The organism is Rhizobium sp. BK538 (assembly GCF_014197575.1).
GTDB lineage: Bacteria > Pseudomonadota > Alphaproteobacteria > Rhizobiales > Rhizobiaceae > Rhizobium.
Genome location: NZ_JACIFT010000004.1, coordinates 173,027 through 199,459, shown reverse-complemented (window position 1 = coordinate 199,459; position 26,433 = coordinate 173,027). Strand labels below are relative to the sequence as shown.

The following is a 26,433-nucleotide window of genomic DNA, read 5'->3' as shown; positions in this document are numbered from 1 at the left end:
TTTTGCGCAAAATGATCTGGTTTGGCGGTTTTTTGATTTCAAGAGGTCAAAACAAAAAAATCAGCACTCCTCGGAGGCGGCTGCTAACTTTCTGGAAAGAAACAAGAACCTGGCCTCGAGCGTCTAAAAATTCGTTGATGGCCGCAAAAAATTACGCCACGTTCAGGCTGTCACGAAACGGAGATGAAGCATGCGATTTTCATCGGATCTGGAGCGTCAGCTCAACGGTTATGGCCTTACCACCGCGCATATCCTCTACCGCATTCCCGATTTCGAATCCGTCCTTCAGACTTATGTCTGGCAGGATTACGATCTGGCTCCCGATTTCCCTGAGATGCAGAAGTTCCTCAATTACTGGCAGGCCAACCTCGACGGGCCGCTGCATTCCGTCCGCTATACGCATCAGCGCCTGATCGGACCGAACGAATGGTGCCGCGTCGAAGGCGAGTTCAAGCTGCACTGAGACTTGAATCCGGATTTTTCGTTTCCTGGTTCTTTTTCCGACCGAGGCTTGATGAGCTCGGCAGCACGTCATCCCGGTCTCCGTTTGACGATGTCAAAAGCGAGTCGGGATCGCGCAAGCCAGTTGCTCCCAGCGCTGCAAAATAGAATTGAGTGGCAAAGCCTCGAAGCATCGGAGCACCAGAGATGGCCTGAAGACGAGATCGCTGATTGTGCCGTTGAAGGGTAAGCGTTGTTTTTCTGCGCAGCCCACGTTTGATTGCCGGCTTTGAATTCCGCAGTTGGACCGACGGCGGCAATCTGCGCCCGCCTGTTGTGAAAGCCTGCGCGATATACAGAATATAGCTGCAGGTTAGGAGCTCGATCGAGTGGTTCGCTAGGACTGAAGACACCCAAATTTTTCTCAGGCGCAGCCCTTGAATCCGAAATTCTCAAAAACCAAATCGATAGCTGCCAGCCGCTGAGGATAGGGCTGGCCTTGCTGGAAGCGCCATCTTTCGGCGCTCCGTACCCATGTTGCTTCAAGGAGGATATGGCTATGGCAACATCCTACGACTATGCACCGCTGTTCCGATCCAGCGTCGGTTTCGATCGGGTCTTCAATCTCCTCGAAAATGCTCAGCGCGCCCGCTCGATCAGCGACTGGCCGCCCTATGACATTGTCAAGACCGGCGATGACAGCTATCGGATTTCGATAGCGGTGGCAGGTTTCGCTCAAGACGATCTCGACATCACATTCCAGTCCAACCTTCTGATCGTGGCCGGCAAGAAGCAGGAGGCGGCTGCCGAAGCCTACCTTCATCGCGGCATAGCCGGCCGGCCGTTCGAACACCGGTTCGAGCTCGCCGACCATGTTAGGGTGAACGGAGCGGATCTAAAGAACGGTCTCCTGTCCGTGGATCTCGTTCGTGAGGTTCCCGAGGAAATGAAGCCGCGGAAAATCGCCATCGAGACTGCGCCGACTGTTGAGCCGTCGGCTCCTTGCGCGCAGATCGACGCGCAGAAGGCCGCTTAAGCAGAACCCATCAAGGAGGGCGTCGCGGCGGCGGCGCCCGTCAACATCGCGGGTTGGGAAGGAGAGCGTAATGAAACCCGATATGTTCAAAGAGCCAGTTTCTATTCTTGTCGGCCTCGGCTTTCCGGCGGAGGTTCGCAGCGTGATGGACGCCTACCGGCATCTCGTCGAGTGGCCGGCGGCGCTCAGAGATAACGCGCACTCAGTTGCGCTTAAGGCGTGTGGAGCTGCGCTGCGCGGTGAAATCGAAGCGGAGACCGCCCGCGGCCTATTTGCCGCCTTTGCGGAGAAACACGAGCTGCTGGCTCCGGAAACCAACGTCAACGTTGCGTCTCGCCTGCGACGGGACAGGGATCCGCACGTACGCTGAGGTAAATCCGATGATGGACAACATGTTGGAGCAGGCTGCCAGCAATGCCATGACGATCGGGCAAACAGTTCTAGCGCCGCAAGGGCTGCTGTTTCGACGGCCAATCGATGTGGTAAGGGCGCCAGCACTTTCTGCCTGTCGACGATAAGCGAACGATCCTCGCGGCATGGGCTTCGGACTTTTATGCGATCGATTCGACCGATCGCCATGAAGAGTTTTAACCCGCCGCGAAACAGATCAAGCACGATCGCGCTCCCGGCACTCGTTAAGGCGGCCGCGCGTTTCGCCACGGTCGCGACGGTTCAACGGAGTGAGGATGTTCTTCGAGTTTATCGGTGCGAGTGCGCATTGGGGTAAATCTCCACTGTGCCGCCAGCCTAAGGCTTCCAGCGGCGATGGGCGTCGGTCGCGACATCGTGCTCGATCCACCGCGGGACGCGGATACAAGCGATCCGTTCCTCTCGATCGCGGTCGAGATACGGCCGCACGTGTTCAAACAGATGATCCGTCACGGGCTACCAGTCCTCCACCGGTAGCCGACGCTTCGGGCGTGCCGGATGTTCGGTGGGATCCGGTGCTTGTGGCCCCATGGCTTCGTACGGCTTTGCGGCCGGGGCAGCGTGCGCGTTGCGCACTGCGCACACGCAGCTGACGCTTTGTGGGTTTCGCGGCTGCCGCAATTGCCGTGATCTCACGCCGTATGACGTTTGTCGGTTTGAAATCACAAACTAAAAGCCACAGAGGTTGACAACGTCGAAGCCGGAGAGCCAGTCCTGCGCAGCAACGCTAGGGCCTCCAATGAATGGGTAGCCAAAACCGAGCAGGAACGAACCCGTCCCTGGTGGTTGACGCCTTCTATGGCGGAGAACGTCAAACCTTGCGACGATAAGACCGGACGAACGTACGTCATTTCTCACTTCGCACCTGCGGTAATTGTCATACGATTTAAAACGCTAAATAATGACAAAAATCAGTTGCTTGCTCGAATTTTCTCGACTACGTTTTTGCAGAAGAGTTCCGAAATATAGGTCCTTGCCGACGATACTCAGCCGTGGTTTGACCCCGCTTGAGGGAGGATGGTGACGTTGTTTGTCCGACTTCGTTTCTTCGCAATGGTGCAGCGAGCGCCTGATCTCGTCTTGATCCGATACCGACCTACGACGGCAATCTGACGCGTCGTAAATCCGTTATCCACTTTTCTAAGATGGTGCTCCCGTGTGGCGTGCCCGAGGTTTGTCATGCAAAAGCAAGCTGTCGTATTTAACGGTCAGGAAGTTGGGATCGCGGTTCCTGTCGAGAACCGCCTCAAGTTCATCGCTGTCCGGTTCAATGTCATCGGCCTGGACAACAGGCTCTTCGACACGGTTACCGAAATCCGGCGCGCGATTATAGAGCACCTGGCGTCTGATGAGCGACGTGCGATCACTTCGCACTGAATGCCGAAACGCTTTGCGCTATCAGCAGGGGACTTTGAGCTCCAATAGGCGGCCAATAACTCCTGTTTGCCAAACAGGCCCAACCAGGGAGAGATATAGTGGCACTTGACTTGTTTGATGCGCCGATTTTTGCGCAGCGTAAGCACTTTATCCAGGAAATCGCGGGCCTGGACGACGTGTTCGATTTTCTCGATGAATGGCCGACCAGCAAGCGAGATTTGACCTACGAAACGGTCGTGAAAGTTGTCCGGGAAGCCGCCTGCAGGGAACGCCCAATCGCCGTCGCGAAAGAGCGTTTCAGGCAATTTCTGAAGAGCCACGAGCAGTTTGTCAGCGTCGAAGATGTGCCTGCGCGTTTCCAGCAGTTGTCCGATGGCAATCTCGGCGGTACTTGAACTGACAGATCGCGGTCGTCGCCTCTGCTTACGTCCCTCTTCTTTGTACGATATCGAACGGGACCGTAAGTGTAGTGCTCACGCAACGAACGTTTACAGCCCGAAGCTCCGGCTTGCGAGCCCATGCACGGGTGGGGTGCCCAGCCGCGCGGTGCCTGCCGGCAAGAACCTGAAGCCTTGCAGACGGGGCGAGACCTAATTCATCTGACCTGCGCCGTTCTGGCCAGCCATTGCTGGCCGGACAAACTCCGCGGCTAGGCAAGGGATGGTGTTCAGCGAGTTCCAAAGGTCGCTCTGTAGATTGTTGGGTTCCGAGCAGGCGCGCCGTCGTTCGTGCCAATTTTCTACACTGCGCGAGCTTGTTAATTGGATATTCAGCATGTCTACAGGCGCGTTAAGCGCAGTCTCAGCGCTCGCTGTAAGTCCATGGTTGAGTGAGTCTTCAACCAATCTATCGGTCGTGAGCACGTGAACCCACCTTTTGATGAGACCGCCCTGGGAAGGGAGTTTGATCTTTTCGCAGCTGAATTGACCATGCTGCCAAGGTCACCGGAGATCACTGCGTTGGAACTCCGCTTTGCCCTGTTGCGAGAAGCTGTGGCAATGCGTCTTGCAGAACCGAACCGAATAACCGTTGAGTTGCCTTCATCGCTATTTGACGCCTAGAATCCTTGTCGGATCACACTTTGGCGTATGGTGGTCCTGCCCCTTCGGTGGTCTTAACAATTCATTCGACGATGATGTTCATCGATTATCTACAGACGGTGGAATGAAGAGTGGAAAGCAAGCTGCCTGAACCAGTCGATCTGGCTGCGGACTTGGAGTTCTTCAAGCTGTTGACCGATAGCTTTCACCGGCTCGTCGGCAAGGCGCTTGTTCAACCGGGGCAGGGCCCCGACTGGCTCTATCGTGAAGCGCTTTTTGTCGTTCTGGTCCACAATACGGATCCTGATCCGCGCTTCATTTATGCCAATATCGCCGCCCAGACGCGCTTCGAATATACGTGGGATGAGTTCACGAAGCTGCCGTCGCGCTTGTCTGCCGAGGCTCCGGATCGAAAAGAACGGCAATTGCTTCTCGATGCCGTCGAACGTCAAGGCTATGTCGCGGACTACCGGGGCTTGCGCGTCACCAAGTCTGGAAAACACTTCTGGATGGAGAATGGAATTGTCTGGCAGTTGCTTGATGAGCGCGGCAGGTCGCGAGGCCAAGCAGCAGCTTTTTCCAACTGGACCGATGTCTAATCGGCTTCACTGCGCCGCCATCGCGACAATGGCTTGCACAGCTGTGCAATTTATCGCTGAGATCGCCCCGCTGTCATGACTCTGTTACGCTTAAGGCGTAGCACGGCCTTCTACATCCGAGCCAATGGAGAGGGCTATGAACAGACGCGATTTCCTTGTCACCACCACCGCAGCCGCGGGCATGCTGATGCTGCCACGCCTTGCATCGGCCGCGACAACGACGATCGATCTCTACAGCGGATCGGACGCGAACATTATCGATTTCTGGAATAACATCGTTCGCCCGGCTTTCGAAAAGGCTCATCCGGATCTGGTCGTGAAGATCACCGACGCCGGTGACAACACTGGCTTGCGCGCGATTGCAGACCGCGCCCTTGCGGCGCTAAAGACGAAGACGGATCCGCAAGCCGATATCTTTGAGCATTTTGATCCTCGCCTTCCACCAGCTGGCGCGGAGGCCGGTCTATGGGTGGAGTTCTCCGCGCAGAACATCGAAGGGTTTGACCACGTCAACCCGTTGGCGGTCGACAGCAAGTATTCTCTCCCTTATCGCGGATCGCAGGTGCTGCTCGCCTATGACAAGACCAAGCTCGATCCGAAGGATGCTCCGAAGAGCTGGGAGCAACTCTCGGCGTGGATCAAGGCCAATCCGGGCCAGTTCATCTACAACCGCCCCGATAAGGGCGGTTCCGGCGGAAACTTCGTGCGCCGCGCAATTCATGAAGCCAACGGCAGTGACCCGAAGAAGTTCACGATCGACAACTTCACAGCCGACTACGCCAACCAGACGTTGACGCCAGCCTGGGCGCTTCTTAACGATCTGGCGCCGTCGCTTTACGAAAAGGGCGCCTATACGGCCGGAAACACGCAGTCGATCCAGCTTCTTGCGCAAGGCGTCGTAACAATGACGCCAGTCTGGTCCGACCAGGTGTTGCAAGCGATTTTTCAGGGCGTGCTGCCGGAAACGACTGGCCTCGTCCAGCTGGGTGACCTGGCGCTCTGCGGTGGCTTTTCTCGCATGGCGATATTTTCGAATGGCGCCAACAAAGACGCAGCGATGAAGCTTGCGGCCTTCCTGCTGACCAAGGAGATGCAGGAAGCGATCATCACCGAAATCGGCGGCTTCCCCGGCGTCTCCTGGGATCACATTTCGGATGAGCTGCGCCAGAAGTATGCGGACGTCATTCCGGCGACGATCCCCACCTTCCCGGCTGGTGACTGGGAAACCACCATCAACGACGGCTGGTATCGCAACGTCGCGCCGGGCATCAGCCGCACCTGATGCGCAGGTCCATGACACTTCCGCCGCTGGCGCGGCTTTCCGCGCCGGCGAGTGGGCAGGGCTGGGTGGGGCTTCCGTTGGTTGCCCTGCCTGTGCTTCTTCTGGCTTGGTTGATCCTTTACCCGATCCTGTCGGCGGTGGCGAGCACGGTCTTCGTCGCCCAACCGGACGGAGCATCGGTGCTTTCGTTGGCCTCCTACCGCTTCTTCTTCAGCGACCAGTACAGTCGTGCCAATCTTTGGATCACGCTTTGGACGACGCTGGTTTGCGGCGTTCTGCTGCTGGCCATCGGTCTGCCGATCGCGCTCTACCTTCGCTTTTCTCGTGGGCCGCTCTGCGCCTATGTGCAAGGGCTCGCCATCTTCCCGATGTTCGTGCCGTCGATCATCCTGTCCTACGCGCTCATCCGCACCATTGGTCCAAACGGCGCCGTCGACGTGCTGCTGAATGCGGTCGGATTACCAAAGCTGCCATCCCCCTATCTGACGCCATGGGGACCGGTCATTGGGCTCGTCTGGGACAACCTGCCGCTCACGGTCCTGATGCTCACGGCGGGGTTGGGCAATATTCCGAAGAGCTCAATCGAGGCAGCGCGCGATGTCGGTGCTTCGCCACTACGCGTCTTCTTGTCGATCATCATGCCGCGAATGGGCAATTCGCTGCTCGTCACGACCTCTTTTGCGATCCTCGGTATCTTCTCTTCCTTCACGCTCCCTTATCTTCTCGGGCCGGCTTCACCAGAGATGATGGGTCCCTTCATGCAGCGGACGTTCTCGGACATGAACGACCCCGTCAACGCCCTGACGCAAGCGGTTATCGCTTTCGGCTTTTGCCTCCTATTCGGGATCTTCTACGTGCGCTCTATCGCCCGAAACAGGGGAGGCGTGTGATGAAGCCTGTAAGGCTTGCCGTCGCGGAGGCGGATTGGATCGGCGCCTTGCTGGCATTGCTGTTGACGCTGTTTATCGCTTTGCCGCTCATTGTTGTCGGAACCTGGGCCTTCAGCGAAGTCTGGCGCTACCCCTTCGTGATCCCGCAACAATTCGGACTTCGCTACTGGTCGCTGACATTGTCGCGAACCGATGTCTGGGAGGCCCTTTTCCTCAGCCTGCGCTTGGCAACCACTGTGACAATTCTTTCCGCCGTCATTTGTCTTCCCGCCGCCTATGCCTTCGCGCGCATGAAGTTTCCGGGCAGGAATGTCCTTTTTCTGTCGTTCCTCGCCTCGCATGCATTTCCGAAATTCGGGCTCTTGGTCGCAATTGCTGGCATCTTTTTGCAAATCGGGCTGATCAGCACGTTCTGGGGCGTCGTCCTCATCCAGCTGGTAGGAACCTTGATGCTGATGATCTGGATTCCGGTCGCTGCCTTCCAAAACGTCGATCGCCGGATGGAGGAGGCCGCGCGCGATGCCGGGGCCGCCCCTTTGCGCGTCTTCTGGTCGATTACGCTGCCGCAAGCGGCGCCGACGATTGTAGCGGCCGTCTTGCTGACTTTTGTCGGGACGTTCTACGAAACAGAGGGGGCATGGCTGATCGGAGCGCCGGAAATCCGAACGATGCCGGTGCTGATGGTCACCTTCATCAACAATCAGATCGTCGTTCAATACGGCGCCGTGCTCTCAGTGATGCTGTGGGTTCCCTCTTTTGTCGCGCTCATGTTTGCTCGCAGGGTGGTCGGCACAGGAACCTTCGCAAAGGGGTTGGGGGCATGAGGCTCATTGCGGCGAATGAAGCCAGGAAGGGATTCACATGGCACGCTTGACCATAAAGGGCGTCTCGAAGAGCTTCGGCGCCTCCCATGCCGTTCGCGATGTCTCGCTCGATGTCGAAGACGGCGAACTGGTCTGCCTGCTTGGTCCTTCCGGCTCGGGCAAGTCGACGTTGTTGCGCATGATTGGCGGCTTCGAAGCGCCGACTGCGGGAAGCATCCTGATCGATGCAAAGGATGTTACGTCAATGCCGCCGGAAAAGCGGCCGACAGGGATGGTGTTCCAGAGCCATGCGCTGTGGACGCACATGGACGTCTTCAACAACATTGCGTTCGGTCTCAAGCTTCGCCGCCTGCCGAGAGCAGAGATCCGGGAACGCGCCGAACAGGCGCTGGCGCTCGTCGGCCTTGCCGACTACGGCAAACGCATGACCACGCAGCTGTCTGGTGGTCAGCAGCAACGTGTAGCGCTTGCCCGCTCGCTTGTCCTCGAACCCAAGATCCTTCTGCTCGACGAACCCTTCGCAAGCCTCGACCAGCACTTGCGCGAGCGGTTGCGCGAGGAGGTGCGTGATATCCAGCAACGGCTTGGCATTACCACGCTCTTCGTCACGCACGGGCAGGACGAGGCGCTGGCGCTTGCTGACCGGATCGTCGTCATGCGTGATGGTCGCACCGAGCAGATCGGGCCGCCCGATCGTATCTATCGAGAACCAGAGACGGAATTCGTCGCCGGGTTCATCGGTTCGATGAACTTCATTCGCACGACTGTGAAGGGCGGTTTGAGCCAGCATGCAGCCTTTGCGCTCCCGGTTCCCGTTGCAGACGGCGAGGTCGTGCTTGCCGTTCGGCCCGAAGCCCTCTCGCTTGCCGTGACGAAGGGTGCAGCTAGCGGCATCGTTCATCGCAGCATCGATTTTGGCACCCATAAGGTCGTCGATGTCGATCTCGCCGACGGAACAAGGTTGAAGGTAATGACATCGAGCGACAGCGACTGGACAAAGGGCGCGCCGGTGGAGCCAGTGGCCGCGGCCTTCAGGGCGTTCCGCGACAATCGGCTTGTCTACGAATTCGCCCCCGTATCGGCTCGACAAAACGATCGGGTGTTTGGGCATGCTTGAAGGCCGCGGAATTGCAATTGAAAGAGCGGGGCATCGCACCTGGCTGAAGTGGCACCGCGGCCACCGTTTTGCCGGTGATATTTCCTTTACAGGCGAGCGCATCGTTGAAGGTATGGAACTCGGGGCAAGCGTCGAGATCGATCTTGTGCGCTTTGGCGGGGTTGGCTTCGCTGTTTTGCATGACGAGACCCTTGACGCGGCGACAACAGGGTCGGGTTCGGTTCGCGAGGCGTCCGAGGCCTATTTGCGTGGCCTTTATCTACGGGATCCTTTCGGGGCGCCAAGTGGGCACAAGGTCATGATGCTTGGCGATCTTGCGCAACTTCTGGCTCAGATCAACCGGGATCCTGGCGCTGTGTTGCAGCTTGACCTCAAGGAGAGTTCAAACACCATACGCGACGTTGACATTGCCGCGTTTACGGCAGCCATTTCGCCGGTCGCGGGGACCGTCATCCTCTCAGGCGGCGATTCGGTTGCCGTCGCGCGGCTATCAACGGCTGTGCCTGACATGGCAATCGGCTACGACCCATGTCACGGTGGCGCTATCGAAAGGTTGATGGAAACCCGCGATTTCGCAGGCTTCGTTGCTGACGCTCAACGCGCCGTGCCCCGCGCACGGATGATCTATCTCGATCGCCGCCTGGTATTCTTCGCCGATCAGTCCGGCTATGATCTGATCGGTGCTTTTCATGATGCTGGACGGGTCGTTGACGCCTACACGATCAACGCGGCCGTTCCATCCGCCCTGCCGGGCGTCAGGCGCCTTATCGAGCTGAAGGCTGACCAGATCACGACGGATGACCCGGTCGGCCTGGATCGGCTTCTGATGGAAGATCAGGCCTGAAAGCCTTCAACGAGCCAGGGGTGTAGAACCCGGTTGCCAGCAAGGATGTCTCCGTTTGAGGTGACGGGCCCACCATTGAAAGCGGAAACCACGCCACCCGCTTCGTGCACCAGCAAGGCGGAAGCGCCATAATCGTGCATTGAGAGACCATCCTCGAAGAAGCCGTCCAGGCGGCCACAGGCGACATAGGCGATCGATAATGCCGCTGAACCAAGCCTGCGCACGCCAGCGGTGGTTGCCATCAACCGCTTGAGCGCGTTGAAATAGACGTCCTCGGGCACGGCCTTGAGTTGACCCGGAATCGGCAAGCCAGCCCCGACGAGAACGTCTTCGATCCCCTTGGAACTCACGCACCCGATCCGCTCGCCGTTCAGGTACGATCCGCCGCCGAGCTCCGCACTGAAGAGCTCATCCAGCATTGCGTCATAGACGACGCCGGCGACGATCTCAGCGCCTTCGACGATCGAGATCGTCATGCCGAAATGCGGGATGCCCCAGGCGAAATTTGTCGTCCCGTCGATTGGATCGATGTAGATGACAGGCACGCCATCCTTTGCATTCCGGTTGCCAACCGCTTCCTCGCCTTTGATCGCGTAGGAGGGAAAGGACCTGTTCACTTCGTCGACGATGATCTGCTCGACGGCAATGTCGATCTCGGTCTGATAATCCCTTTGCGCTTTTGCCACCAACTCGCCATCCAAGCGACGGCGCAGCGATGAGCGCGCTTTAGCGCCTCCGATAAGAACAGCTTCGGCTAATGCCGCCAGGCGCGGAGAGGCAGTTGGTGAGATGCGGGAGGACGCAGGAGAGAATTCGGCGGGTTTTGGATTCGACATCGTTGTCAGGTCATGGCAGGCTCGTATGAAACTTTGATGACGAAAACGCCGGCTCCAGCGTTGGCGCTCTCCTGCAGCGGTGGCATTGGCAAAGAGCGTCCAGACGCCAGACAGCCCTTGGCGATCGAGGCTCTATGTGCCCGACACGTGGGTTTGGCAGTATCACCGCTGGACGATCACACGGGTTCCCGGTCGGACCATATCGTAAAGCTCCTCGACATCTTCCCGGTACATGCGAAAACATCCGCTCGATGCGTTGGTGCCGATGGAAGATGGGTCGTTGGTACCGTGGATACGCAGCAAGCCGTCGGCAAGATAGATGGCGCGTGTACCGAGCGGATTGGAAGGCCCCGGCTTCACGACTACGGGCAGCCTCGGGTTCTTCCGGCGCATGCTCGCCGTCGGTCGCCACTCGGGATGTCTGCGCTTCGACGTGACATGTGTCGTACCGTACCATTGTTTTCCCTCGCGCCCGACAGCAATCGGATAGGCGAGCTGCTCGCCTCGAGGCGTCGTATAGACCAGCGTGTGCTCCCGCGTGGCAATGACAATTGTTCCCCCGCCGCTTCTCGTTCGGCGTTGGCGCTCCGGCATTGGCTCGCCATAGTCGGGTGGGGGGCCATATGGCCCATACGGGTCATAGTAGCCATAATCGCCGTAGTCGTCATACGGTCCGTAAATCTGGGCCTGAGCCTGAAAGGCAATAAGCAAAAGCGCTGTTGCAAATAGAGCCAGGAGTTTCATTTCAGCTATCCGCTTGTTTTACAAGCAAGATAGCCTCGAAATCTATGGCGGCATTGTGGCGACCGTTGTTCTGACTATGGGGGCAAAGCGCAAGATGATGTGACCGCCTCGCCGCCGGCCTATCTCTCTGATTTATCCTGCTAAAACAGCGAAAGGTCTTTCAGTGCTTCAGCGCCCGGCGATCATCGACGAACTGCAGGTCATTCTCTCCGAATGGGTCGTCGGATTTGGAATCCCCAAAGCCGATTGGAGCCTATCTCTTCGGCAGCACGGTCAATGATGGGGGGCTCGTTTCAATCCGGAGGCCGGGGACCTCGACGTCATCGTCGTCCTGGATTGGGATAGGGTGCCTCCCGGCGCCCCTGATCTTCCCGAGAAAAACTCACGCAAGATAAAGTGGGTGCCGATGGCGATCGCAGCTCATGAGGTCGCAAACCGCGCGCTCGGCGGGGGTACTCGGTGACGTTGTTTCGCACTTCCGATGCATGCCTCGAGCGCCGCTGAACGGAAAAGCTCAAGGCAGTCGCTGATAAGGCCGTTGAACTGCTACCCATATTTCCACGCACATTCTATTAGCCTTATTCGGTCCCTGATGTGCACCCCGAATTTGGGCCAGCGGGAGCTGGAATTTTCCGGGGTTAAGGCTCAGTTCGGCGGGGGTGCCGATGAGCCGTTCATGAGCGAAATCGGCACCTTGTTGCCGATCGCGTTGTGTGGCCGGAACTCGTTATAGATCCTATGCAAGCTCGCCGCGGAGCTTGACAATTCGTCTCGCTTTTCCACGGAGGATGATCATGAGCGCACACACGCGCGCCGGATCGAGACCTTCCAGTCTGCCTTGATCGTGTCGACATCCCCGATTTGCTATCAGGCCGAAAATGCTCAAATGGGGATTGTTAGCATCTTGTTGGCGATAGGCTCGACTACCCTATTGCGCGGATTAACGAAACATCATACTCCCGATATACTTGTTTTCTGAAATATCTCGCGCTATTGGGGAATTAAGTGCATCGTTCTCAGGGCCTACCGGCTCCGTTGTCATGGTTCTTCCAGTCGACATTTCGCTATTCGCCACTGATGGCTGAGCTCATGCTTTTAGCTATCGCGATCCGCTTGCTGGGCATTGTTCAACCATTTGTTTTTCAGGCAATAATTGATCGGGTCCTACCGTTCCAGCGCGAAGCCACTTTACTGCTGATCGTCGCGATTTTGGTCGCAACCACGATCTTTGTTGCTATATTGGACATCATCGTCGGCTACCTGAGCGCCTTTGTCGCCAACCAACTGACGGCCGAATTCGCGAGAAGAATCTTAAACCATGTCCTGAATCTCAGATTGTCGTTCTTGCAAAGGTGGCAGGTAGGCGAAACATTGGCGCGGATCGGCGAAATCGACGTTGTGCGCGCGTTCCTGACCACGACCGTCAGTGGCGTGGTGCTCGATGTCTTATTTGCACTCGTTTATGTTGGCGCCCTGCTGTCAATAAGTCCGTTGCTTACGCTTATCGTTGTCGTTGCGTTGCCTCTGCAGGCAGCAGGCTTTGCCATTTTCGGTCCCTTTATCCGAAAACGCATGCAGGACACGTTCCTAGCGGAGACTGTCTACCAATCGCGCCTCGTCGAAGTGATTGGAAATCTTGTGACCGTCAAGGCAATGTCGTCCGAGGCGGCCCACGAAGATGCGTTGCATGCTGCATTAAGCGACGGGTTAGCCCGGCGTTTTGATACGACCAAGCTAACCTTATTGAGTGACGCCCTACGTGAAGTACTCAGCAACGGAACAGTGATACTCATTATTTTCGTAGGCTCCACGCTTGTGCTGAATAGTACGATCACGCTGGGAGAGCTCATTGCCTTTCACCTACTGGCCGACAAGATATCAGGGCCCATTCTCTCGCTGTCGACTGTTTGGGAACATTGGCTGGGCTTGAAAGTTGCCCGATATCGCCTGGGGGATCTCCTTAATCATCCGGCCGAGAATGCGGACGAACGGCCGCTTCTCCGCTTGGAGGGGCGTCCAAGAATTCAATTGGAAGCCGTGTCCTTCGCCTACACACCTGAACAGCCGATTCTCAGTTCATACGATCTATGCATTACAGGCGACCGACCAACGCTTCTTGTGGGACCTTCAGGATGCGGCAAGTCAACACTCGGAAAGCTGATTTGCGGACTTTATCAAGCCGACGCCGGCACGGTACTGATTAATCGGCAGGAGCTCCACGACTTTGACCCTGCAAGCGTACGGCGGAAGGTGACCTATATGCCGCAGGAGCCAGCGCTGTTCACCGGTTCCATCCGCGAGAACCTGCTCATGGCGGATAGCAGCGCATCGGAAGAGGATCTGATATCGGCGATCAAAAGCAGTGGCTGTGAGCGTTTTGTCAGCAGCTTTCCCAACGGTTTGGAGCACCAGGTTGGAGAGGGAGGACGTTATTTGTCGGGAGGCCAGCGCCAGCGGCTCGCGTTGGCAAGGGCGTTGATTCCCAAGCCGGCGGTTCTGATTTTGGACGAACCGACGAGTGCACTCGATGAAGCTTCAGCGCAAATTATCGTAGAGACGTTGAATAACCTAAGGTCGATGATGACCCTTGTCATCATCACACACAGTCCGGATCTCCTCGGATCGGACGTCACCATTATCGATCTGGCAAACGCCGGACAGCCCCCCACAGAGCAGACATGACGACGTATACGGTAGCCGCACCGGTCTCACCAACCGTCAGGGCAACAGGATGGACATTGCTGACGATACTCACTCTCGTGATCATCGGAAGCATGGTTTTCCGGGTCGAGATTGTTGCGCGGGGCGAAGGCCGAATTATTCCCGTCTCTCGTGTGCAGTCGATCCAATCTGCCTACAAAGGCAAAATCACCAACATCCAGGTCGGCGAAGGTGATTTTGTAAAGGCAGGAACACCTTTAATCATGTTGGATTCCGCGGACGCGGAAAGCAATGTGCGGCGCGTCCGGGTCAATCTTGACAACGCGCTGCAAGAGCAGGCGGTCGCATCGGCTATCCTTGCCCCGCTAAGTGTGGGCGATACGTTTTCTTTGGAAGACGTGACAGAACCTGTTTCGTTCGTTGCGGGCCTGACAGACGCATCGCAGCAGTCTGCGGAAGCGCTGGCTGTCGCAACTCTGAACTCTATCAGGGACGAAGCCCGTCAGCTTGATTCCGATTGGCGCAAACTCGTGCTTTCGCGGAAAGTGGCCGAGGCACGATTGGCGAATGCCAAAGCCGACTCAAATATTGTTTCCGACAAATTCAGGTCTGTTGCGTCGCTGGAAAGACAAGGGGTCATCAGCCGGTCGGACTATCTCGACCGGCTGCGTCAGACTACTGCCGCACAGGGTGAGGTGACGGTGGCCGAACGCACGATCGAGGAATTGGCGGCGGCAGAGGAATCAAACCGACGGGAACGTCAGATGCTCGTGTCATCGAATTTGATGAAGTACAGAAAGCAGCTCAATGACTCGACCAACGCGATCGCAAGTCTGCAGGCCGAACTGAATGCCGCCGAGAACGTCCTTCGAAACATGACGCTTACCGCCCCAATTGACGGTGTGGTTGAGAACCTCACCACTTTTACGGTGGGTGGTTTCCTCGATGAGGGAACGGTCGTGATGCGTTTGGTCCCGGAAAGCTCTCCCTTGGAGATTGAAGCTTTCTTCGACAACCGCGATATCGGTTTTCTATCTCGCGGACAAAAAGCCTACGTAAAATTCGACGCATTTCCATCCGAGAGATTTGGGATTGTCAACGCGAACGTCAGTGCTGTGGGTGCCGATGCCCGCGAAGATCCCGTTGCAAGAAAATGGATTTATGCTGCCCGGCTTCGACTGGAGCGGGCGTACATTGTCGTGGGCCATGAGAAGCTCAAATTTACTTCCGGCATGACAGCCAAAGTCGATGTTATCACCGGCGACCGACGGATCATTAGCTATTTCTTTGATCCTATCGTTAAAGTTCTTCAGGACGCATTTGGGGAACGCTAATAGTCTTATTAGGAGTTGTATCCATTTTGCGCGAAAATCTAAAAAACTAAACTTATAAGGGCATTTTCCAATTGACAGATGAACAGAAATTGAAAGAATCGCTCTGGTTGCGCAGAACGAGGCTTATTCATGCTCCATTGGGATTAGCTACTTTAACATAATTCAACTTTTCCGAGTTGAAACATACCTACGAAGGAAGCCTCTCAATGAAACGTGTATCGTCCAAAATTGCCCTCTTGGTCCTGCTTGCAGCCGTCAATGTATCGCCCGTCTTCGCGGCCGACGCAGCCAAACCAAAAGGAGGGGCGCAGGAACAGACCGAAAGCATGAAAGATTTCATAAAGGCCAATCCGGACTGCCTGGAAATGAATGATCAATGCTCATTCTGCTCGGTCGTGGATGGAGAGGCTGAATGCTCCACGCCTCAAATCGCATGCGTAAAGCGAAAATATCAGTGCACGATGCGATCAAGCAAATAGAAGGGAATATCTATGAATCTGAATGGTCGCCGTCAGTCAACCAACGTTGAGTCCCGTACAGGTAACGGCACATATGACGGCAATGGCAACCGTATCCACGGTTACGGAGAAAGTGGTCAGCTGACCCGAAACGGTAAGACCTATAACTCCAACTACGACGCTCGCGGTAAGACGTATGGCGGCTCTAGCAGCAGCTCCAGTCGTGTGATTTGCACCCACTTCTTCAAGAAGGGCATGCTCGAGCGTGATGTCTGGAAGGCCGATCTTTCATTCACGTTCCAGAACCTCTCGGCACAAACAATCCGCGGCTATCACTTTTGGGCAATTCCCTATGTCCGCTTGATGCGGAAATCCCGCGTGGCGGAAGCCATCATGTATCCGATTGCCAAAGCACGCGCTGAGGAATTGGCATATCAGATGGGTATGCGAGCAGAGCCCAATTTTGCGGGCAAACTCGTACGTTTGATCGGCGAACCCATTTGCTTCGCTTTGGGCGCCATGGTTGGCGAACAGAATTGGCAGGGCCTTTGGGGTTCTACGGAGGCTCAAGACTAAAATTGAGAGGTGGGGCGTAACCGCCTCACCTTTCGCAGGCGGTAAATGCTCTTCGAAACGGCGTTGGTGTGCGGATCGATAGGCGCGATTCGGTCTTTGAGATGTTGGTTATTCAATGTCGCTGCCGTTGCGTTGCGCCGAACGGATTTCGGGCGATCCTGACCAGATTGGCGGGAACACGCGATGCTCCTCAGCCCCCTTTTGGTCTCGGTCTACCGAAACAGCTCCGCCGTGCAGTCGATCTCGACGGCCGCGCCGGCTGAGAGCTTGATTTTCTGCCGCGCATCGGCAAATCGGACAATCGTTTCGACATCGCGGGGCGCCGAGAGCTTCAGCTTCGTCGGTCGTCCGTCCTTCCAGTGGAGATCGAGCGTCATACCGCCCCGAACGCGGAGGCCGATCAATGATCCGACGGGCCATTCCCTTGGAAGGGCCGGAAGAAGGCGGAGCTCGTGCGGACGCGACTGCGCAAGCATCTCCAGGATACCGGCGGCGCCGCCGAAGTTTCCGTCGATCTGGAATGGCGGATGAGAGTCGAACAGATTGGTGTAGGTGCGCTGCGGACGAAGAAGGAGCTTGACCACATCGAGCGCGTGCTCGCCGTCACGAAGCCGCGCCCAAAGATTGATGCGCCAACCGATGCCCCATCCCGTTGCGGCGTCGCCGCGGATTTCCAGGGAGCGTCGGGCTGCCGCGGCGAGGTCGGGAGTCCTGTCCATATCGATCTGCCAGCTCGGATAGAGGCCGTAGAGATGGGAGACGTGCCGGTGATGGATTTCCGGCGCCTGCAGGTCCCAGTCCTCGAGCCATTCCTGCAATTGGCCCGCAGAACCGATCCTGTCGGGAGCAAGACGCGGAAGCACGTGGTCGATCTCTGAAACGAGTTTGTCCTCTCCACCCACCTCGACCGCCAAAGGCCGTAGAAGGCTAAGGAAGTCCCTGATGAGCTGGTTGTCCATGGCAGGGCCGGCGCAAATCGAGGCGCCATGGGGATGGACGTTCTCCGGAGAGAGGGAAGGATTCGTCACCAAGTAGTCAGAACCGGGCATTGGGATCAGGACGTCGAACAGGAACTCGGCCGCGCCCTTGGCCACTGGAAACAAGCGCCGGCGCATCTTGTCCGGATCGTCGAGATAGTCGCACAGATCGAGTAGTTGGGTCATCAGCCACACACCACCGGTCGGCCACAGCCCCCACTGTGCGCCATCGATCGGTCCCGTTGCACGCCACAGATCGGTGTTGTGGTGCAGCACCCAGCCACGGGCGCGGTAATGGACTTGTGCCGTCGTTCGCCCCGTTTCCGAAAGTTCCTCTACCATCTCGACGAGCGGAGCGATGCATTCAGGAAGATTGGCCGGTCCAGGCAGCCAGTAGTTCATCTGCAGATTGATATTGGCCGTGTACTTGCTGCCCCAGGGAGGATCGGTCTCTTCGTTCCATATTCCCTGCAGGTTAGCCGGCTGGGTTCCCGGCCGGGAGGAGGAGATCATGAGATAGCGGGCGAACTGGACGTAGAGCGCGGCGAGCGCGGGATCCTCCACTTGAGCGAATCCTTCGATGCGGCGATCGGTGGACAGGGAGGCCGCCGGCGTGGAGCCGAGATCAATCGAGAACCCGTGGAACAGCCTCCGATGTTCGGCGACATGGGCTTCGCGCAGCGCGTCGAAGCTGCGTTGGCCCGCACGTGCGAGCCGCCTGGCGACGTCGCCGTCCGGATCCCCCGTGACGTCGTCGTAACGCCTGAAGCTCGTCGCGGCGTCGAGGAGTATCAGCAAATCGGCCGCGCCCTCCACCAAGAGTGAGCCGTCGGCGGAAGCGATCGAGCCGCCGGTGCTGACGACCCTGATTCCGAAAGCGAAGCGGAGGGCTGAAGGAATTCCCATCTCGGCCTTGCCGGTCCCAGAGAACGTCAGTCCTTCAGCTCCATTCACCGCAGACCGCCCCTGCTGAGGGCTATTCAGGGATATTCGGCAGTTCACCGAGTTGGGCCGGTCGGCCCAAAGCCGAAGGGCAAGAATACCGTCCACAGGCGAAACAAATGCATCGCGGACAAACCTTGTTCCACCAGCCACGTAGGAGATGGTCGCTGTCGCCGTGTCGAGGTCGAGCGTCCGGCGATATTCGGTGACACCATCCGGATGCAGAAGGTCGATGCGAAGGTCACCGATCGGCTGGTAGGACATCTGTTTGATTGGCCGAGCCATCAGATGCTTCTCCGCCAACGCTTCCGCTTCCGCATAGCTACCGGCAAAGACGAGTTCGCGCACCTCTTGCAAATGGTCGAACGCTTCCGGATTTACCGGCTGGTATGGGCCGCCAGCCCAAAACGTGGACTCATTGATCTGCAGACGCTCGGACAGCGGATCGCCGAAAACCATCGCGCCAAGCCGGCCGTTGCCGAGCGGCAGAGCGTCGGTCCATAGCCGGGCAGGGGAGTCGTACCACAGGAGGTTGTCCGTCATGATCATTATGCTGGTATCGCATTGGCAGATTGGGCGTCGCGAACGCGGACTCCGTCAGCGTCGAAGAGCAGGGCTCGCCGAACCGGAAAGCCTGCGGTCACCGTCTCGCCCGGACGAAGCGTCCTTTCTGAACGATCTTCGACGATCACGGGCTGGCCCGATATTAGCGTGCCGTAGATGAAACGTGTTCCACCCAGGTTCTCGACGACGTCAACCTTGATGTCGATCGCGCCACCGGCGTCGTCCTGGCCGGTGAAATGCTCCGGTCGAATGCCGACCTTGACCGGGCTCTCGACACCGCCGCCAAGTAGGCCAGTTCCGAAAACCGCACCGCAATCGAGTTTCACTGTACCGTCTGCTTGAAGTCGGCCATCGAGAAAGTTCATGCGCGGCGAACCGATGAAGCCGGCGACGAAGAGATTGTCCGGATCACTGTAGAGCGTGTCAGGAGTGCCGGCCTGCTCGATCTTGCCGGCGCGCATGACGACGATCTTATCGGCGAGCGTCATCGCCTCCGTCTGGTCATGGGTGACGTAGATCATCGTCGCGCCGATGCGACGGTGCAGCTTGGCGATTTCGACGCGCATGGAAACCCTGAGTTCGGCGTCGAGGTTCGACAAGGGCTCGTCGAAAAGAAACACCGCGGGATTGCGGACGATCGCGCGACCTATTGCCACTCTCTGGCGCTGGCCGCCGGAAAGCTGCGCCGGCTTGCGTTTCAGGAGTTGCTCGATCTGCAGGGTGGCGGCCGCCGAAGCGACGTTCCTATTGATTTCCGCCTTGGCCATCCCCGCCATGCGGAGCGAGAAGCCGATGTTCTGCTCGACGGTCATATGCGGATAGAGCGCGTAGTTCTGAAATACCATAGCGACGCCGCGCTGGATCGGGTCGGCGTCGTTCATTCGCCGTCCGTCGACCCTCAGGTCCCCGGCGGATATTTCCTCCAGCCCGGCGATCATCCGCAGGAGCGTCGACTTTCCGCAGCCGGAGGGACCAACGAACACTGTGAACGAGCCGTCTTCGACGCTCAGGTTCAGGCCTTCGATCGCCTGAAAGCTTCCATAGGACTTGTCGATGTTCTGCAGTTCTACGCTGGCCAAGGCTTCCTCCCTTTAACCGGTTAGCGGGTCGAGCACGTCAGTTGATCCGTCGCGTCGAACCCCGCAGGATGATGTCGCACTCCAGCGCGACGTTGCGCGTCGTGCCCGTCGGCTCTTCGGTCAGACGCTCCACGAGAATATTCGTGATGGTCTCTGCGATGCGGGCGAGTGGCTGTGCGACGGCCGTGATACCTGCCTCGTAAAGCCGGAAAATCGGGACATCGTCAAAGCTCGCGAGCGAGACGTCGCCGGGGACATTCAGACCGTTCTCCTTGAGCCAGGTCAGCGCGCCGATTGCCATGCCATAGTTCGCGCAGAAGATAGCGGTCGGCGAGTTCTCCAGCGACATCAGACGCTTCGCCCCCTCGTAGCCGCCTTCGACCTTCCAGTTCGCGCGCATCGTCAGCGCGGGATCCGGCTCAATACCTCGGTCACGTAGGGCCTGCTGATAACCTGCAAGCCGCTCGATGCCCGAGGAATTCCGCGGATCGCCCGCCAGCATTCCGATGCGGGTGTGGCCTAGGTCGATCAGGTGGCTGATCATGCGGTGGCTTGCGCGGTGGTTCTCCACCATCACGCGGTCGGCGGCGAGGCCGCGGACATCGTTGTTGTAGAAGATGATCGGCACGTCGTGCTCGATCAGATCGTCGACGCGGTCGTAAACTTCCGCCGTGCCGTCCATGATGATCGCGTCGACCCGCTGAGCCGCGAAAAAGTCCAGCGCCTCGGCGACGACGCGCGGGTCACCGCTGTGGCAGTAGGTCAACAGCGCTCGCCCGGTCTGGCGCACGGAGTTGGCGAGATGTTCCAAAATTCGGGCATGGTATTCGTCGAAGGTCGGGACAAGGAAACCGATCATGTGCGTCAGGTCGGTGCGGATAGAGGCCGCTGCGGCGTTGCGCCGATATCCGAGGGCCTGGATCGCCTGCTCGATCTGCTCGCGGTTGGACCGACGGATCGGCTGGCCGTTGAGGTATCGCGACACCGTACCGATCGCGACGTCCGCCGCCTTGGCGACGTCGATGATCGTGGCTCCTCGTCTCCTTCCGGCAATCTGGTCCGTATCTCGCATTTCGTGCGGGCTCCTGCACTTGTTCGTGGGAATTGGCGCCCGGCCGGGCGCTTTCCGTCGTATAACCCAGCGCCCTGCCGCCCACCAGTATTGCAGGCAGCAAGAGCGAAGTTGGACGGTCCCGTCGCCTCGATCTGCATCAAGCGCCTTCAAATACGACCGCGCTGTGGATGCGCAGACGCGGAACCGTAATGCTGACAGCGCCGTCGCCCGTATCGTTCCACGCAACGTCCTCGCCTGTCATCGCATCGAAGACGCGCCTTGGCCGCGTCGGCAGGCGAACTGTGGCGGTGACAGGGCCGATCGCTGGGATGTCCTCGATCATCTCCATGACACGGCTCGAACCATCATCACCGCGGACCTCCTTGCCGCGAATCTGCGGCGGGCCGTACAGAAGATGGAGAACATGGCGATCATGCTCGACCTGGCGCGTCAGCGTCGCGCGACCGGATGAGGGAAGGTCGGTGACCATAGCGGGATTGGGAACAAGGCGATGGATCAGGCCACGAACAAGGTATTTGTAGAGGGGCTGTCCCATGGCCCGGTAGAGACGGAAGATCGGATAGGCGACATAAGCCGCTCCGTTGTGCTCCGTCGCCGCCGCACCCAGCATTGCGGAATCAGGATCGTCCGGCGCATGCTGGTGCGAGCAGAAATGCCTGTAGGAGCGATTGAAGTAGGACGGATAGATGCCCGCAAGGACGTTAGCTCCGGCTGCACGCACCGTTTCGGCCTCGTCATAGAAGACGAAGGCCGTTTCCGGCATCGACGGATCCAGGTCCTTTTTCGCCTTCACGTAACTCGGCTTGAAAGCAACCGGCGTCGGATCACGTTCTATGCCGAAGTCGATCGCAAAGCTGCCGTCCTCCCCGATGCCCGAATGCCAGGAGGCGAGGATCTTGCCACCGCTGGCGAGATAGGAATTCAGCCGTGCGGCGAGCGCGGCGTCGACAGGAATCTCGTCCGGGAGGATCAGCAGGCGGTAGTCTTCAAAGCGACCAGACAGGTCCAGCACGTCGAACGGACGCTTCAATTCCTGCAGCATCTGCGCGGCGCCGTCGTCGCTCGGATGATTGCGGGTGCCCCGCGGGTTCATATGTTCGGCCGAGAGGATGGCGATCTCGGAAATCTGCTTGGCGCCTTCGAGGAAGGGCTCAAGCTTCTCGACGCGACGGTAGGCTGGCGCGATCGAGGCGTAGGTGTCGGGGTTGATCGCCCCGTTGGGGTGAAGCTGGTCGCCCACCAGGCACTTGGAGCCGAGCGCGATCATCTGCGCGCACTCGTACTCAAGTGCGTCAGGGTGTTTGAAGCCACCGAATTCGCCCCATGAGGTGTGGAACTTGCCGGTATGGGCGAGGAAGTCCATGCCAAGCGTCGCCGCATAGCGAGCGCTCGAAGGGAAGTGGTCGTAACCCCAGCCGCCGGTCGGCAAGCTTTCAAGTTCGAGATGGGAATATGTGACGAACCGTCCCGGACCCTGTTTGTGGATGTGGCCGCAGTTATAGAAGACGCGCAGGCCGGGGAACTCCTCGAAGAGCGCCTTGCTCGTTTCGCTACGGAACTGTTCGTTGACCGCTTCGTCGTTCTTGAGGCGGTCGTCCGGGTTCTCCGGATCGAGGCCTTCGCAAAGCATGCGCTCGACGCAGGCGGAGCAAACGCAGTCCGGCGTCAGAATGATATCGAAGAAGAGACCCTGCGTCGGATAGAGCCGGGCGACCTCGCGCGCCTGTTCGAGGATGTAGTGCCGCAGTCCCGCATGGTTGAGGCAGAGCGTATGCCACGCGGGGCTGAGTTGCTTGCCCGCCGAAGGATCTGTCGGGATTGCGTGCTGGTATCGGTTCGAAGCGTTCATCGCACGCCACTCGGGATGCTCTCGTGCTGTCAGCTCGTCCCACTGCACGGAGATGTAGATCGGGCTTTCGATATCGGCTGCCGAGAGAGCCGTCACCATCTCCCCGAGGAGATCCGGGCGCGCGAGTTGCGGATGCGGCTTGCCGACCTTGGTCGGGTAGTAGGACCAACCATGGTGGCACTTGGCGAAAATCGTGATGGAATCGACGTGCGCGTCCTTCAGCGTCGAAACGAAGGCGTCCGGATCGAAATCGGCGCCGATGCCTGGGATGTGTTCCGACGTATGGAAGTCGAGATGGATCTGGCGGTAGCGCAATGGCTTGTTCGTATTCTTGGGCATGATCCTATTCCTTTGCTCCGGTGCGCGTCTGCGATCCGGCGGCGAACTGACGTTGGAAGACGAGGAAGACGAGGAGGGGAACGATGGTGGTGACGATGGCGGCCACCGATCGCTGGTCCCAGTTGATTTCGTAGCTTCCCGAGATGCGTGCGAGCAGAACGGGAAGGGGGACGTTGTTGCGAAGGAAAAGCATCGGCAGCAGCAAGGAGTTCCAGGTCCAGAGAAACTGCAGAATTCCGACGGCGAAGATCGGCGACAGACTGTTGGGCAGCACGACGTACCAGAACGTTGCCAGCGGGCCGCACCCGTCGATTTTTGCGGCCTCCACCAACTCGTGCGGGAAGTCTTCGAAGAAGTTCTTCACGAGGAATATCGACCACGCGAAGGACAACCCGACATAGGGGATGAGGATCGAGAAGATGTTGTCGATCAGGCCGAGGTCGCGCCAGAGCGTGAAGAGCGGAATGATCACCACCTGCTGGGGTAGCACAAACGCATTGATGATGATGATCAGCAGCAGGCGCCGCGACGGAAATTTCAGGAAGTGGAAGGCATAGGCCGCAGCCGGCGTGAGTAACATCGTCAGCACCGTGGAGATTCCCGCAAGCTTCACGGTGGTCCACATGGACTGCGCGAGCGGATACTTAACCCAAACCTGCCGCCACGCGTTCAGCGTGAAGTCGAAGTGTTCGAAGCGCCACCAGCCAAGCGACACGCCCTGCGGCGGCCGCAGCGAGGTGACGACGATGCCGACGATCGGAATGACCCAGATGAAGGCGACGATCCCCACCACGACGATGATCCAGCGCGGAGCCTTACCGATCATCTCGCACCTGCCGTTCGCTGAAGGATTGCGGGAGTGGAAATGATAAGGACGGCGAGGAGGAGAATAACCGTCGCCGCCGCCCCATAGCCGAGTTTGAATTGCGTCATGGACTCACGGTACATGAAGTAACCGACCGTCTCGGTCGAGCGGACAGGCCCGCCGCCGGTTAGGATGTAGATGATGTCGAAGGCGCGTAGCGCGCCGAGCAAGTTTATAAAGACGGCGACGCGCACGCCTGGCATCGACAGCGGCATCATGATGTGGCGCATCGTCGAGACTGGCCTGGCACCGTCCATGTAGGCGGCCTCGAGGACTGACTTGGGGATCGCCTGGATAGCGGCAAAGATCAGCATTAACGGCAGCCCGACGCCACTCCACGACGCCGCAATGATCAATGCCCATAGGGCCGTGTTGGCGTCGCCGAGCCACGCGTGCGCAAATCCCGGAAATCCAAAGAGCTGTATGAGCGAATTCAGGAGGCCGCCGGCATCCGCTCGGTAAATTCCGATCCACATATAGCCGGAGACCGCCTCGGAGATTCCGAAGGCCGCGAAAATCATGACGCGGAATGGCAACGTCTGACGCGGTGCAAAGGCGCACATCATGGCGAGCACCCAACCGATCGCGACCGAGATCACCGTCGTACCAATCGTGAATATCAGGGTCGTCAGAAGGGTGTTTCGGAACGCTGGATCGGCAAAGAGCTTCGCGTAGTTCCCGAGACCCACGTATGCCGGCTTCCTCAGCCCTTGGATATCCCAGAAGCTCAGCCGGATTGTCTCCGCGAGCGGATAGACCACGGAGATCGCAAATAGCACGATTACCGGTGCGATGAGGATCAGTGCGGCGGGCGTTTCCCTGAGCCGACGGCGGCTTTTGACAGCGGTCGCCGGCGAAGAACCGTGAAACAGGCCCGCCGCTTCCCGCAGGTGGGAAACAGAGGTGCCGGCCATCAGTAGGATTCCTTCGCCTTCGCTTCGATGGCGGCGAGAACCGTGTCGGCATTGGTGTCGGACGGATCCTGCAAGAACTTCTGGAGCTGTACACGGTACTCGTCGACGAGATCACCAGGCAGCAAGTCGCCGAGGACGAACTGCAGCTTCGAACTTGCGACGGCCTGCGTCGCCGTCTTCTGGGCCTCGCCATAAAGCGACGCGTCAATGTTGCTGCTGGGAGAGGCGTAGCCCGCCTTGGCCAGGATGTTGGCGGCCTGCGCGCTGGTCCAGAAGTCGAGGAAGGCATCGGCCGCCTTGGGGTTGGGACCATTCGCGGTGACGAGAAGCTCCTTGGCGTCGATGCTCGAGGTGTCGTCATGCCCCATACCAAGGGTGGGAAATTGGAAGAAACCGTAGTCCTTGCCCTCGGCGAGCTTGTAATCGTTCTTGGCGCGGTTGTTCATCCACATGCCGATCAGCAGATAATTCTTTGCATTCGCCTGGAAGATCTGATCCGCTTCGCCGTCCCAGTCGTTGGCCAGCATCGAATTGGTCGCACCACAGCAATGCGCTTGGAGCATCTGTCCGTATTTTGAAAGAGCCGTCTTCACGGCCGGATCGGTCCAGGGAATCTCATGCGCCGCAAGCTTAGTCGCCGTCTCCACTCCCGCCGTCCTGAGCAGCAGGGTCTCGAACCACTCTGCATGTGCCCAATATTTTCCAGGAATGGCGACTGGCGCGGTGTAGCCGGCCTTTGTCAGCTTGTCGAAGCTCGCAATAAACTCGTCCCAAGTCTTCGGTGGCGCAGCGATGCCAGCCTTGGCGAGATGTTCTTTCATGTACCAGATACCGGAGCGGTCACCGAAAGTGTAGGTGAGGCCATAAGGGGCGCCGCCAATCGAACCAAGTTCCTTCCAGGCGGGGCTGATGACCTTGTCCCAGCCGTAGGACTTCCACTGATCGTCGATAGGGCGGAGCATTCCTGCGTCCGCGAGTTCCTTGCGGAAGGCCGGCCAGGTGTTGAAAAGGACGTCCACCACTTCTCCGCCCATTAATGCGGTGCGGATACCGCCGCGCATATCGCCCTGGCCGGTGATCGCGACCTCGCGGATCGTCACATTGGGATATTTCGCGAGAAACGCCTTCTGGATCTCGCGCATCATTTCAAGTTCGGAACCGCCGATCCAGTTGAGAACCACGAGTTCGCCGCTAACGGTCTCCTGCGCGCGAGCCAATCCGCCGGTCATGGCGAGCAGAGCGGCGCCACCAACCCCCGCAAGCAGGGTGCGGCGACGGATTTCTGGCATAAATTCGATGCTGCTGGTCATGTCACGTCCTCCCAAACGTTGACTAATGCCT

General features: G+C 58.3%; 24 protein-coding genes and 1 pseudogene. 15 read left to right on the top strand and 10 right to left on the bottom strand.

From position 1 onward, the window contains the following. Positions 1–190 precede the first annotated feature (190 nt). From FHX09_RS06615 to FHX09_RS06605, 3 genes are all read left to right on the top strand, one after another. Positions 191–463: an usg protein gene (locus FHX09_RS06615; protein ID WP_132588924.1), complete on the top strand. Its 273-nt coding sequence runs from the start codon at positions 191–193 to the stop codon at positions 461–463. A gap of 537 nt (positions 464–1,000) precedes the next feature. Beyond that, positions 1,001–1,477, top strand: coding sequence for an Hsp20 family protein (locus FHX09_RS06610; RefSeq protein ID WP_132588925.1), 477 nt, complete (start codon positions 1,001–1,003; stop codon positions 1,475–1,477). Positions 1,478–1,547: 70 nt separating this feature from the next. Beyond that, positions 1,548–1,847 (top strand): DUF982 domain-containing protein, encoded by a 300-nt coding sequence (locus FHX09_RS06605; RefSeq protein WP_132588926.1) that lies wholly within the window; start codon positions 1,548–1,550, stop codon positions 1,845–1,847. 389 nt (positions 1,848–2,236) lie between these two features. On the opposite strand, the pseudogene FHX09_RS29680 reads toward FHX09_RS06605, so the two are convergent. Beyond that, positions 2,237–2,359 (bottom strand): annotated as a pseudogene (locus tag FHX09_RS29680) (NTP-binding protein); the annotation flags it as partial. A 726-nt stretch (positions 2,360–3,085) separates the two neighbouring features. Here FHX09_RS29680 and FHX09_RS06600 point away from each other — a divergent pair. The 8 genes from FHX09_RS06600 (at position 3,086) to FHX09_RS06565 (ending at position 9,879) form a co-directional block, all read left to right on the top strand. After that, a complete protein-coding gene (locus FHX09_RS06600) occupies positions 3,086–3,283 on the top strand; it encodes a hypothetical protein (RefSeq protein WP_165933053.1) in 198 nt (65 codons plus the stop codon). A 98-nt stretch (positions 3,284–3,381) separates the two neighbouring features. After that, positions 3,382–3,678 (top strand): DUF982 domain-containing protein, encoded by a 297-nt coding sequence (locus FHX09_RS06595; protein WP_132588928.1) that lies wholly within the window; start codon positions 3,382–3,384, stop codon positions 3,676–3,678. Between the two features lie 776 nt (positions 3,679–4,454). Beyond that, entirely contained in the window at positions 4,455–4,922 is a 468-nt protein-coding gene (locus FHX09_RS06590) for an MEKHLA domain-containing protein (RefSeq protein WP_184449560.1), read from the top strand. Between the two features lie 136 nt (positions 4,923–5,058). Beyond that, the gene (locus FHX09_RS06585) at positions 5,059–6,204 is read left to right on the top strand and encodes an extracellular solute-binding protein (RefSeq protein WP_184449558.1); all 1,146 of its coding nucleotides are present in this window, start codon (positions 5,059–5,061) and stop codon (positions 6,202–6,204) included. Between the two features lie 11 nt (positions 6,205–6,215). Further along, a complete protein-coding gene (locus tag FHX09_RS06580; RefSeq protein WP_246699396.1) occupies positions 6,216–7,094 on the top strand; it encodes an ABC transporter permease subunit in 879 nt (292 codons plus the stop codon). Further along, a complete protein-coding gene (locus FHX09_RS06575) occupies positions 7,094–7,918 on the top strand; it encodes an ABC transporter permease subunit (protein WP_132588932.1) in 825 nt (274 codons plus the stop codon). Before FHX09_RS06580 ends, FHX09_RS06575 begins: the two co-directional genes overlap by 1 nt. A 37-nt stretch (positions 7,919–7,955) precedes the next feature. Then, positions 7,956–9,035, top strand: a complete 1,080-nt coding sequence (locus FHX09_RS06570; RefSeq protein ID WP_184449554.1) for an ABC transporter ATP-binding protein — start codon at positions 7,956–7,958, stop codon at positions 9,033–9,035. After that, positions 9,028–9,879, top strand: coding sequence for a glycerophosphodiester phosphodiesterase (locus FHX09_RS06565; RefSeq protein WP_184449552.1), 852 nt, complete (start codon positions 9,028–9,030; stop codon positions 9,877–9,879). The genes FHX09_RS06570 and FHX09_RS06565 overlap by 8 nt, the downstream gene beginning before the upstream one ends. On the opposite strand, the gene FHX09_RS06560 is transcribed toward FHX09_RS06565, so the two are convergent. Further along, the gene (locus FHX09_RS06560) at positions 9,870–10,715 is read right to left on the bottom strand and encodes an inositol monophosphatase family protein (protein WP_184449550.1); all 846 of its coding nucleotides are present in this window, start codon (positions 10,713–10,715) and stop codon (positions 9,870–9,872) included. The two genes, FHX09_RS06565 and FHX09_RS06560, sit on opposite strands and share 10 nt — an antisense overlap. Positions 10,716–10,877: 162 nt before the next feature. Further along, entirely contained in the window at positions 10,878–11,459 is a 582-nt protein-coding gene (locus tag FHX09_RS06555) for a L,D-transpeptidase (RefSeq protein ID WP_132588936.1), read from the bottom strand. 1,005 nt (positions 11,460–12,464) lie between these two features. Here FHX09_RS06555 and FHX09_RS06550 point away from each other — a divergent pair. The 4 genes from FHX09_RS06550 (at position 12,465) to FHX09_RS06535 (ending at position 16,488) form a co-directional block, all read left to right on the top strand. Continuing rightward, the gene (locus FHX09_RS06550; protein ID WP_348632813.1) at positions 12,465–14,141 is read left to right on the top strand and encodes a peptidase domain-containing ABC transporter; all 1,677 of its coding nucleotides are present in this window, start codon (positions 12,465–12,467) and stop codon (positions 14,139–14,141) included. Then, complete coding sequence (locus FHX09_RS06545; protein ID WP_132588937.1) at positions 14,138–15,454, top strand: HlyD family type I secretion periplasmic adaptor subunit; 1,317 nt, start codon at positions 14,138–14,140, stop codon at positions 15,452–15,454. Before FHX09_RS06550 ends, FHX09_RS06545 begins: the two co-directional genes overlap by 4 nt. A gap of 206 nt (positions 15,455–15,660) precedes the next feature. After that, positions 15,661–15,933, top strand: coding sequence for a hypothetical protein (locus FHX09_RS06540; RefSeq protein WP_132588938.1), 273 nt, complete (start codon positions 15,661–15,663; stop codon positions 15,931–15,933). Between the two features lie 12 nt (positions 15,934–15,945). Beyond that, positions 15,946–16,488 (top strand): hypothetical protein, encoded by a 543-nt coding sequence (locus FHX09_RS06535; protein WP_132588939.1) that lies wholly within the window; start codon positions 15,946–15,948, stop codon positions 16,486–16,488. 212 nt (positions 16,489–16,700) lie between these two features. Here FHX09_RS06535 and FHX09_RS06530 read toward each other — a convergent pair whose 3' ends face one another. From FHX09_RS06530 to FHX09_RS06500, 7 genes are all read right to left on the bottom strand, one after another. Continuing rightward, the gene (locus tag FHX09_RS06530; RefSeq protein WP_183719357.1) at positions 16,701–18,950 is read right to left on the bottom strand and encodes a glycoside hydrolase family 95 protein; all 2,250 of its coding nucleotides are present in this window, start codon (positions 18,948–18,950) and stop codon (positions 16,701–16,703) included. Between the two features lie 5 nt (positions 18,951–18,955). Continuing rightward, positions 18,956–20,050 (bottom strand): sn-glycerol-3-phosphate ABC transporter ATP-binding protein UgpC, encoded by a 1,095-nt coding sequence (gene ugpC, locus FHX09_RS06525; RefSeq protein WP_132588941.1) that lies wholly within the window; start codon positions 20,048–20,050, stop codon positions 18,956–18,958. A 37-nt stretch (positions 20,051–20,087) separates the two neighbouring features. Continuing rightward, a complete protein-coding gene (locus FHX09_RS06520) occupies positions 20,088–21,122 on the bottom strand; it encodes a LacI family DNA-binding transcriptional regulator (RefSeq protein ID WP_132588942.1) in 1,035 nt (344 codons plus the stop codon). 139 nt (positions 21,123–21,261) lie between these two features. Further along, complete coding sequence (locus FHX09_RS06515) at positions 21,262–23,313, bottom strand: alpha-L-fucosidase (protein ID WP_184449548.1); 2,052 nt, start codon at positions 23,311–23,313, stop codon at positions 21,262–21,264. A gap of 4 nt (positions 23,314–23,317) precedes the next feature. Further along, positions 23,318–24,139 carry a carbohydrate ABC transporter permease gene (locus tag FHX09_RS06510; RefSeq protein ID WP_132588944.1) on the bottom strand — a complete coding sequence of 274 codons (822 nt, stop codon included), beginning with the start codon at positions 24,137–24,139 and terminating at the stop codon, positions 23,318–23,320. Then, positions 24,136–25,092 (bottom strand): sugar ABC transporter permease, encoded by a 957-nt coding sequence (locus tag FHX09_RS06505; protein WP_132588945.1) that lies wholly within the window; start codon positions 25,090–25,092, stop codon positions 24,136–24,138. Before FHX09_RS06505 ends, FHX09_RS06510 begins: the two co-directional genes overlap by 4 nt. Then, positions 25,092–26,402 carry an extracellular solute-binding protein gene (locus FHX09_RS06500; protein ID WP_132588946.1) on the bottom strand — a complete coding sequence of 437 codons (1,311 nt, stop codon included), beginning with the start codon at positions 26,400–26,402 and terminating at the stop codon, positions 25,092–25,094. Before FHX09_RS06500 ends, FHX09_RS06505 begins: the two co-directional genes overlap by 1 nt. Positions 26,403–26,433: the final 31 nt, after the last annotated feature.

What these genes read in the sequence shown, in the direction of transcription:
- FHX09_RS06615 (WP_132588924.1), top strand. Translation starts at nt 191, where the DNA reads ATGCGATTTTCATCGGATCTGGAGCGTCAGCTCAACGGTTATGGCCTT.
- FHX09_RS06610 (WP_132588925.1), top strand. Translation starts at nt 1,001, where the DNA reads ATGGCAACATCCTACGACTATGCACCGCTGTTCCGATCCAGCGTCGGT.
- FHX09_RS06605 (WP_132588926.1), top strand. Translation starts at nt 1,548, where the DNA reads ATGAAACCCGATATGTTCAAAGAGCCAGTTTCTATTCTTGTCGGCCTC.
- FHX09_RS06600 (WP_165933053.1), top strand. Translation starts at nt 3,086, where the DNA reads ATGCAAAAGCAAGCTGTCGTATTTAACGGTCAGGAAGTTGGGATCGCG.
- FHX09_RS06585 (WP_184449558.1), top strand. Translation starts at nt 5,059, where the DNA reads ATGAACAGACGCGATTTCCTTGTCACCACCACCGCAGCCGCGGGCATG.
- FHX09_RS06580 (WP_246699396.1), top strand. Translation starts at nt 6,216, where the DNA reads ATGACACTTCCGCCGCTGGCGCGGCTTTCCGCGCCGGCGAGTGGGCAG.
- FHX09_RS06575 (WP_132588932.1), top strand. Translation starts at nt 7,094, where the DNA reads ATGAAGCCTGTAAGGCTTGCCGTCGCGGAGGCGGATTGGATCGGCGCC.
- FHX09_RS06570 (WP_184449554.1), top strand. Translation starts at nt 7,956, where the DNA reads ATGGCACGCTTGACCATAAAGGGCGTCTCGAAGAGCTTCGGCGCCTCC.
- FHX09_RS06565 (WP_184449552.1), top strand. Translation starts at nt 9,028, where the DNA reads ATGCTTGAAGGCCGCGGAATTGCAATTGAAAGAGCGGGGCATCGCACC.
- FHX09_RS06560 (WP_184449550.1), bottom strand. Translation starts at nt 10,715, where the DNA reads ATGTCGAATCCAAAACCCGCCGAATTCTCTCCTGCGTCCTCCCGCATC.
- FHX09_RS06555 (WP_132588936.1), bottom strand. Translation starts at nt 11,459, where the DNA reads ATGAAACTCCTGGCTCTATTTGCAACAGCGCTTTTGCTTATTGCCTTT.
- FHX09_RS06545 (WP_132588937.1), top strand. Translation starts at nt 14,138, where the DNA reads ATGACGACGTATACGGTAGCCGCACCGGTCTCACCAACCGTCAGGGCA.
- FHX09_RS06540 (WP_132588938.1), top strand. Translation starts at nt 15,661, where the DNA reads ATGAAACGTGTATCGTCCAAAATTGCCCTCTTGGTCCTGCTTGCAGCC.
- FHX09_RS06535 (WP_132588939.1), top strand. Translation starts at nt 15,946, where the DNA reads ATGAATCTGAATGGTCGCCGTCAGTCAACCAACGTTGAGTCCCGTACA.
- FHX09_RS06530 (WP_183719357.1), bottom strand. Translation starts at nt 18,950, where the DNA reads ATGACGGACAACCTCCTGTGGTACGACTCCCCTGCCCGGCTATGGACC.
- FHX09_RS06520 (WP_132588942.1), bottom strand. Translation starts at nt 21,122, where the DNA reads ATGCGAGATACGGACCAGATTGCCGGAAGGAGACGAGGAGCCACGATC.
- FHX09_RS06515 (WP_184449548.1), bottom strand. Translation starts at nt 23,313, where the DNA reads ATGCCCAAGAATACGAACAAGCCATTGCGCTACCGCCAGATCCATCTC.
- FHX09_RS06510 (WP_132588944.1), bottom strand. Translation starts at nt 24,139, where the DNA reads ATGATCGGTAAGGCTCCGCGCTGGATCATCGTCGTGGTGGGGATCGTC.
- FHX09_RS06505 (WP_132588945.1), bottom strand. Translation starts at nt 25,092, where the DNA reads ATGGCCGGCACCTCTGTTTCCCACCTGCGGGAAGCGGCGGGCCTGTTT.
- FHX09_RS06500 (WP_132588946.1), bottom strand. Translation starts at nt 26,402, where the DNA reads ATGACCAGCAGCATCGAATTTATGCCAGAAATCCGTCGCCGCACCCTG.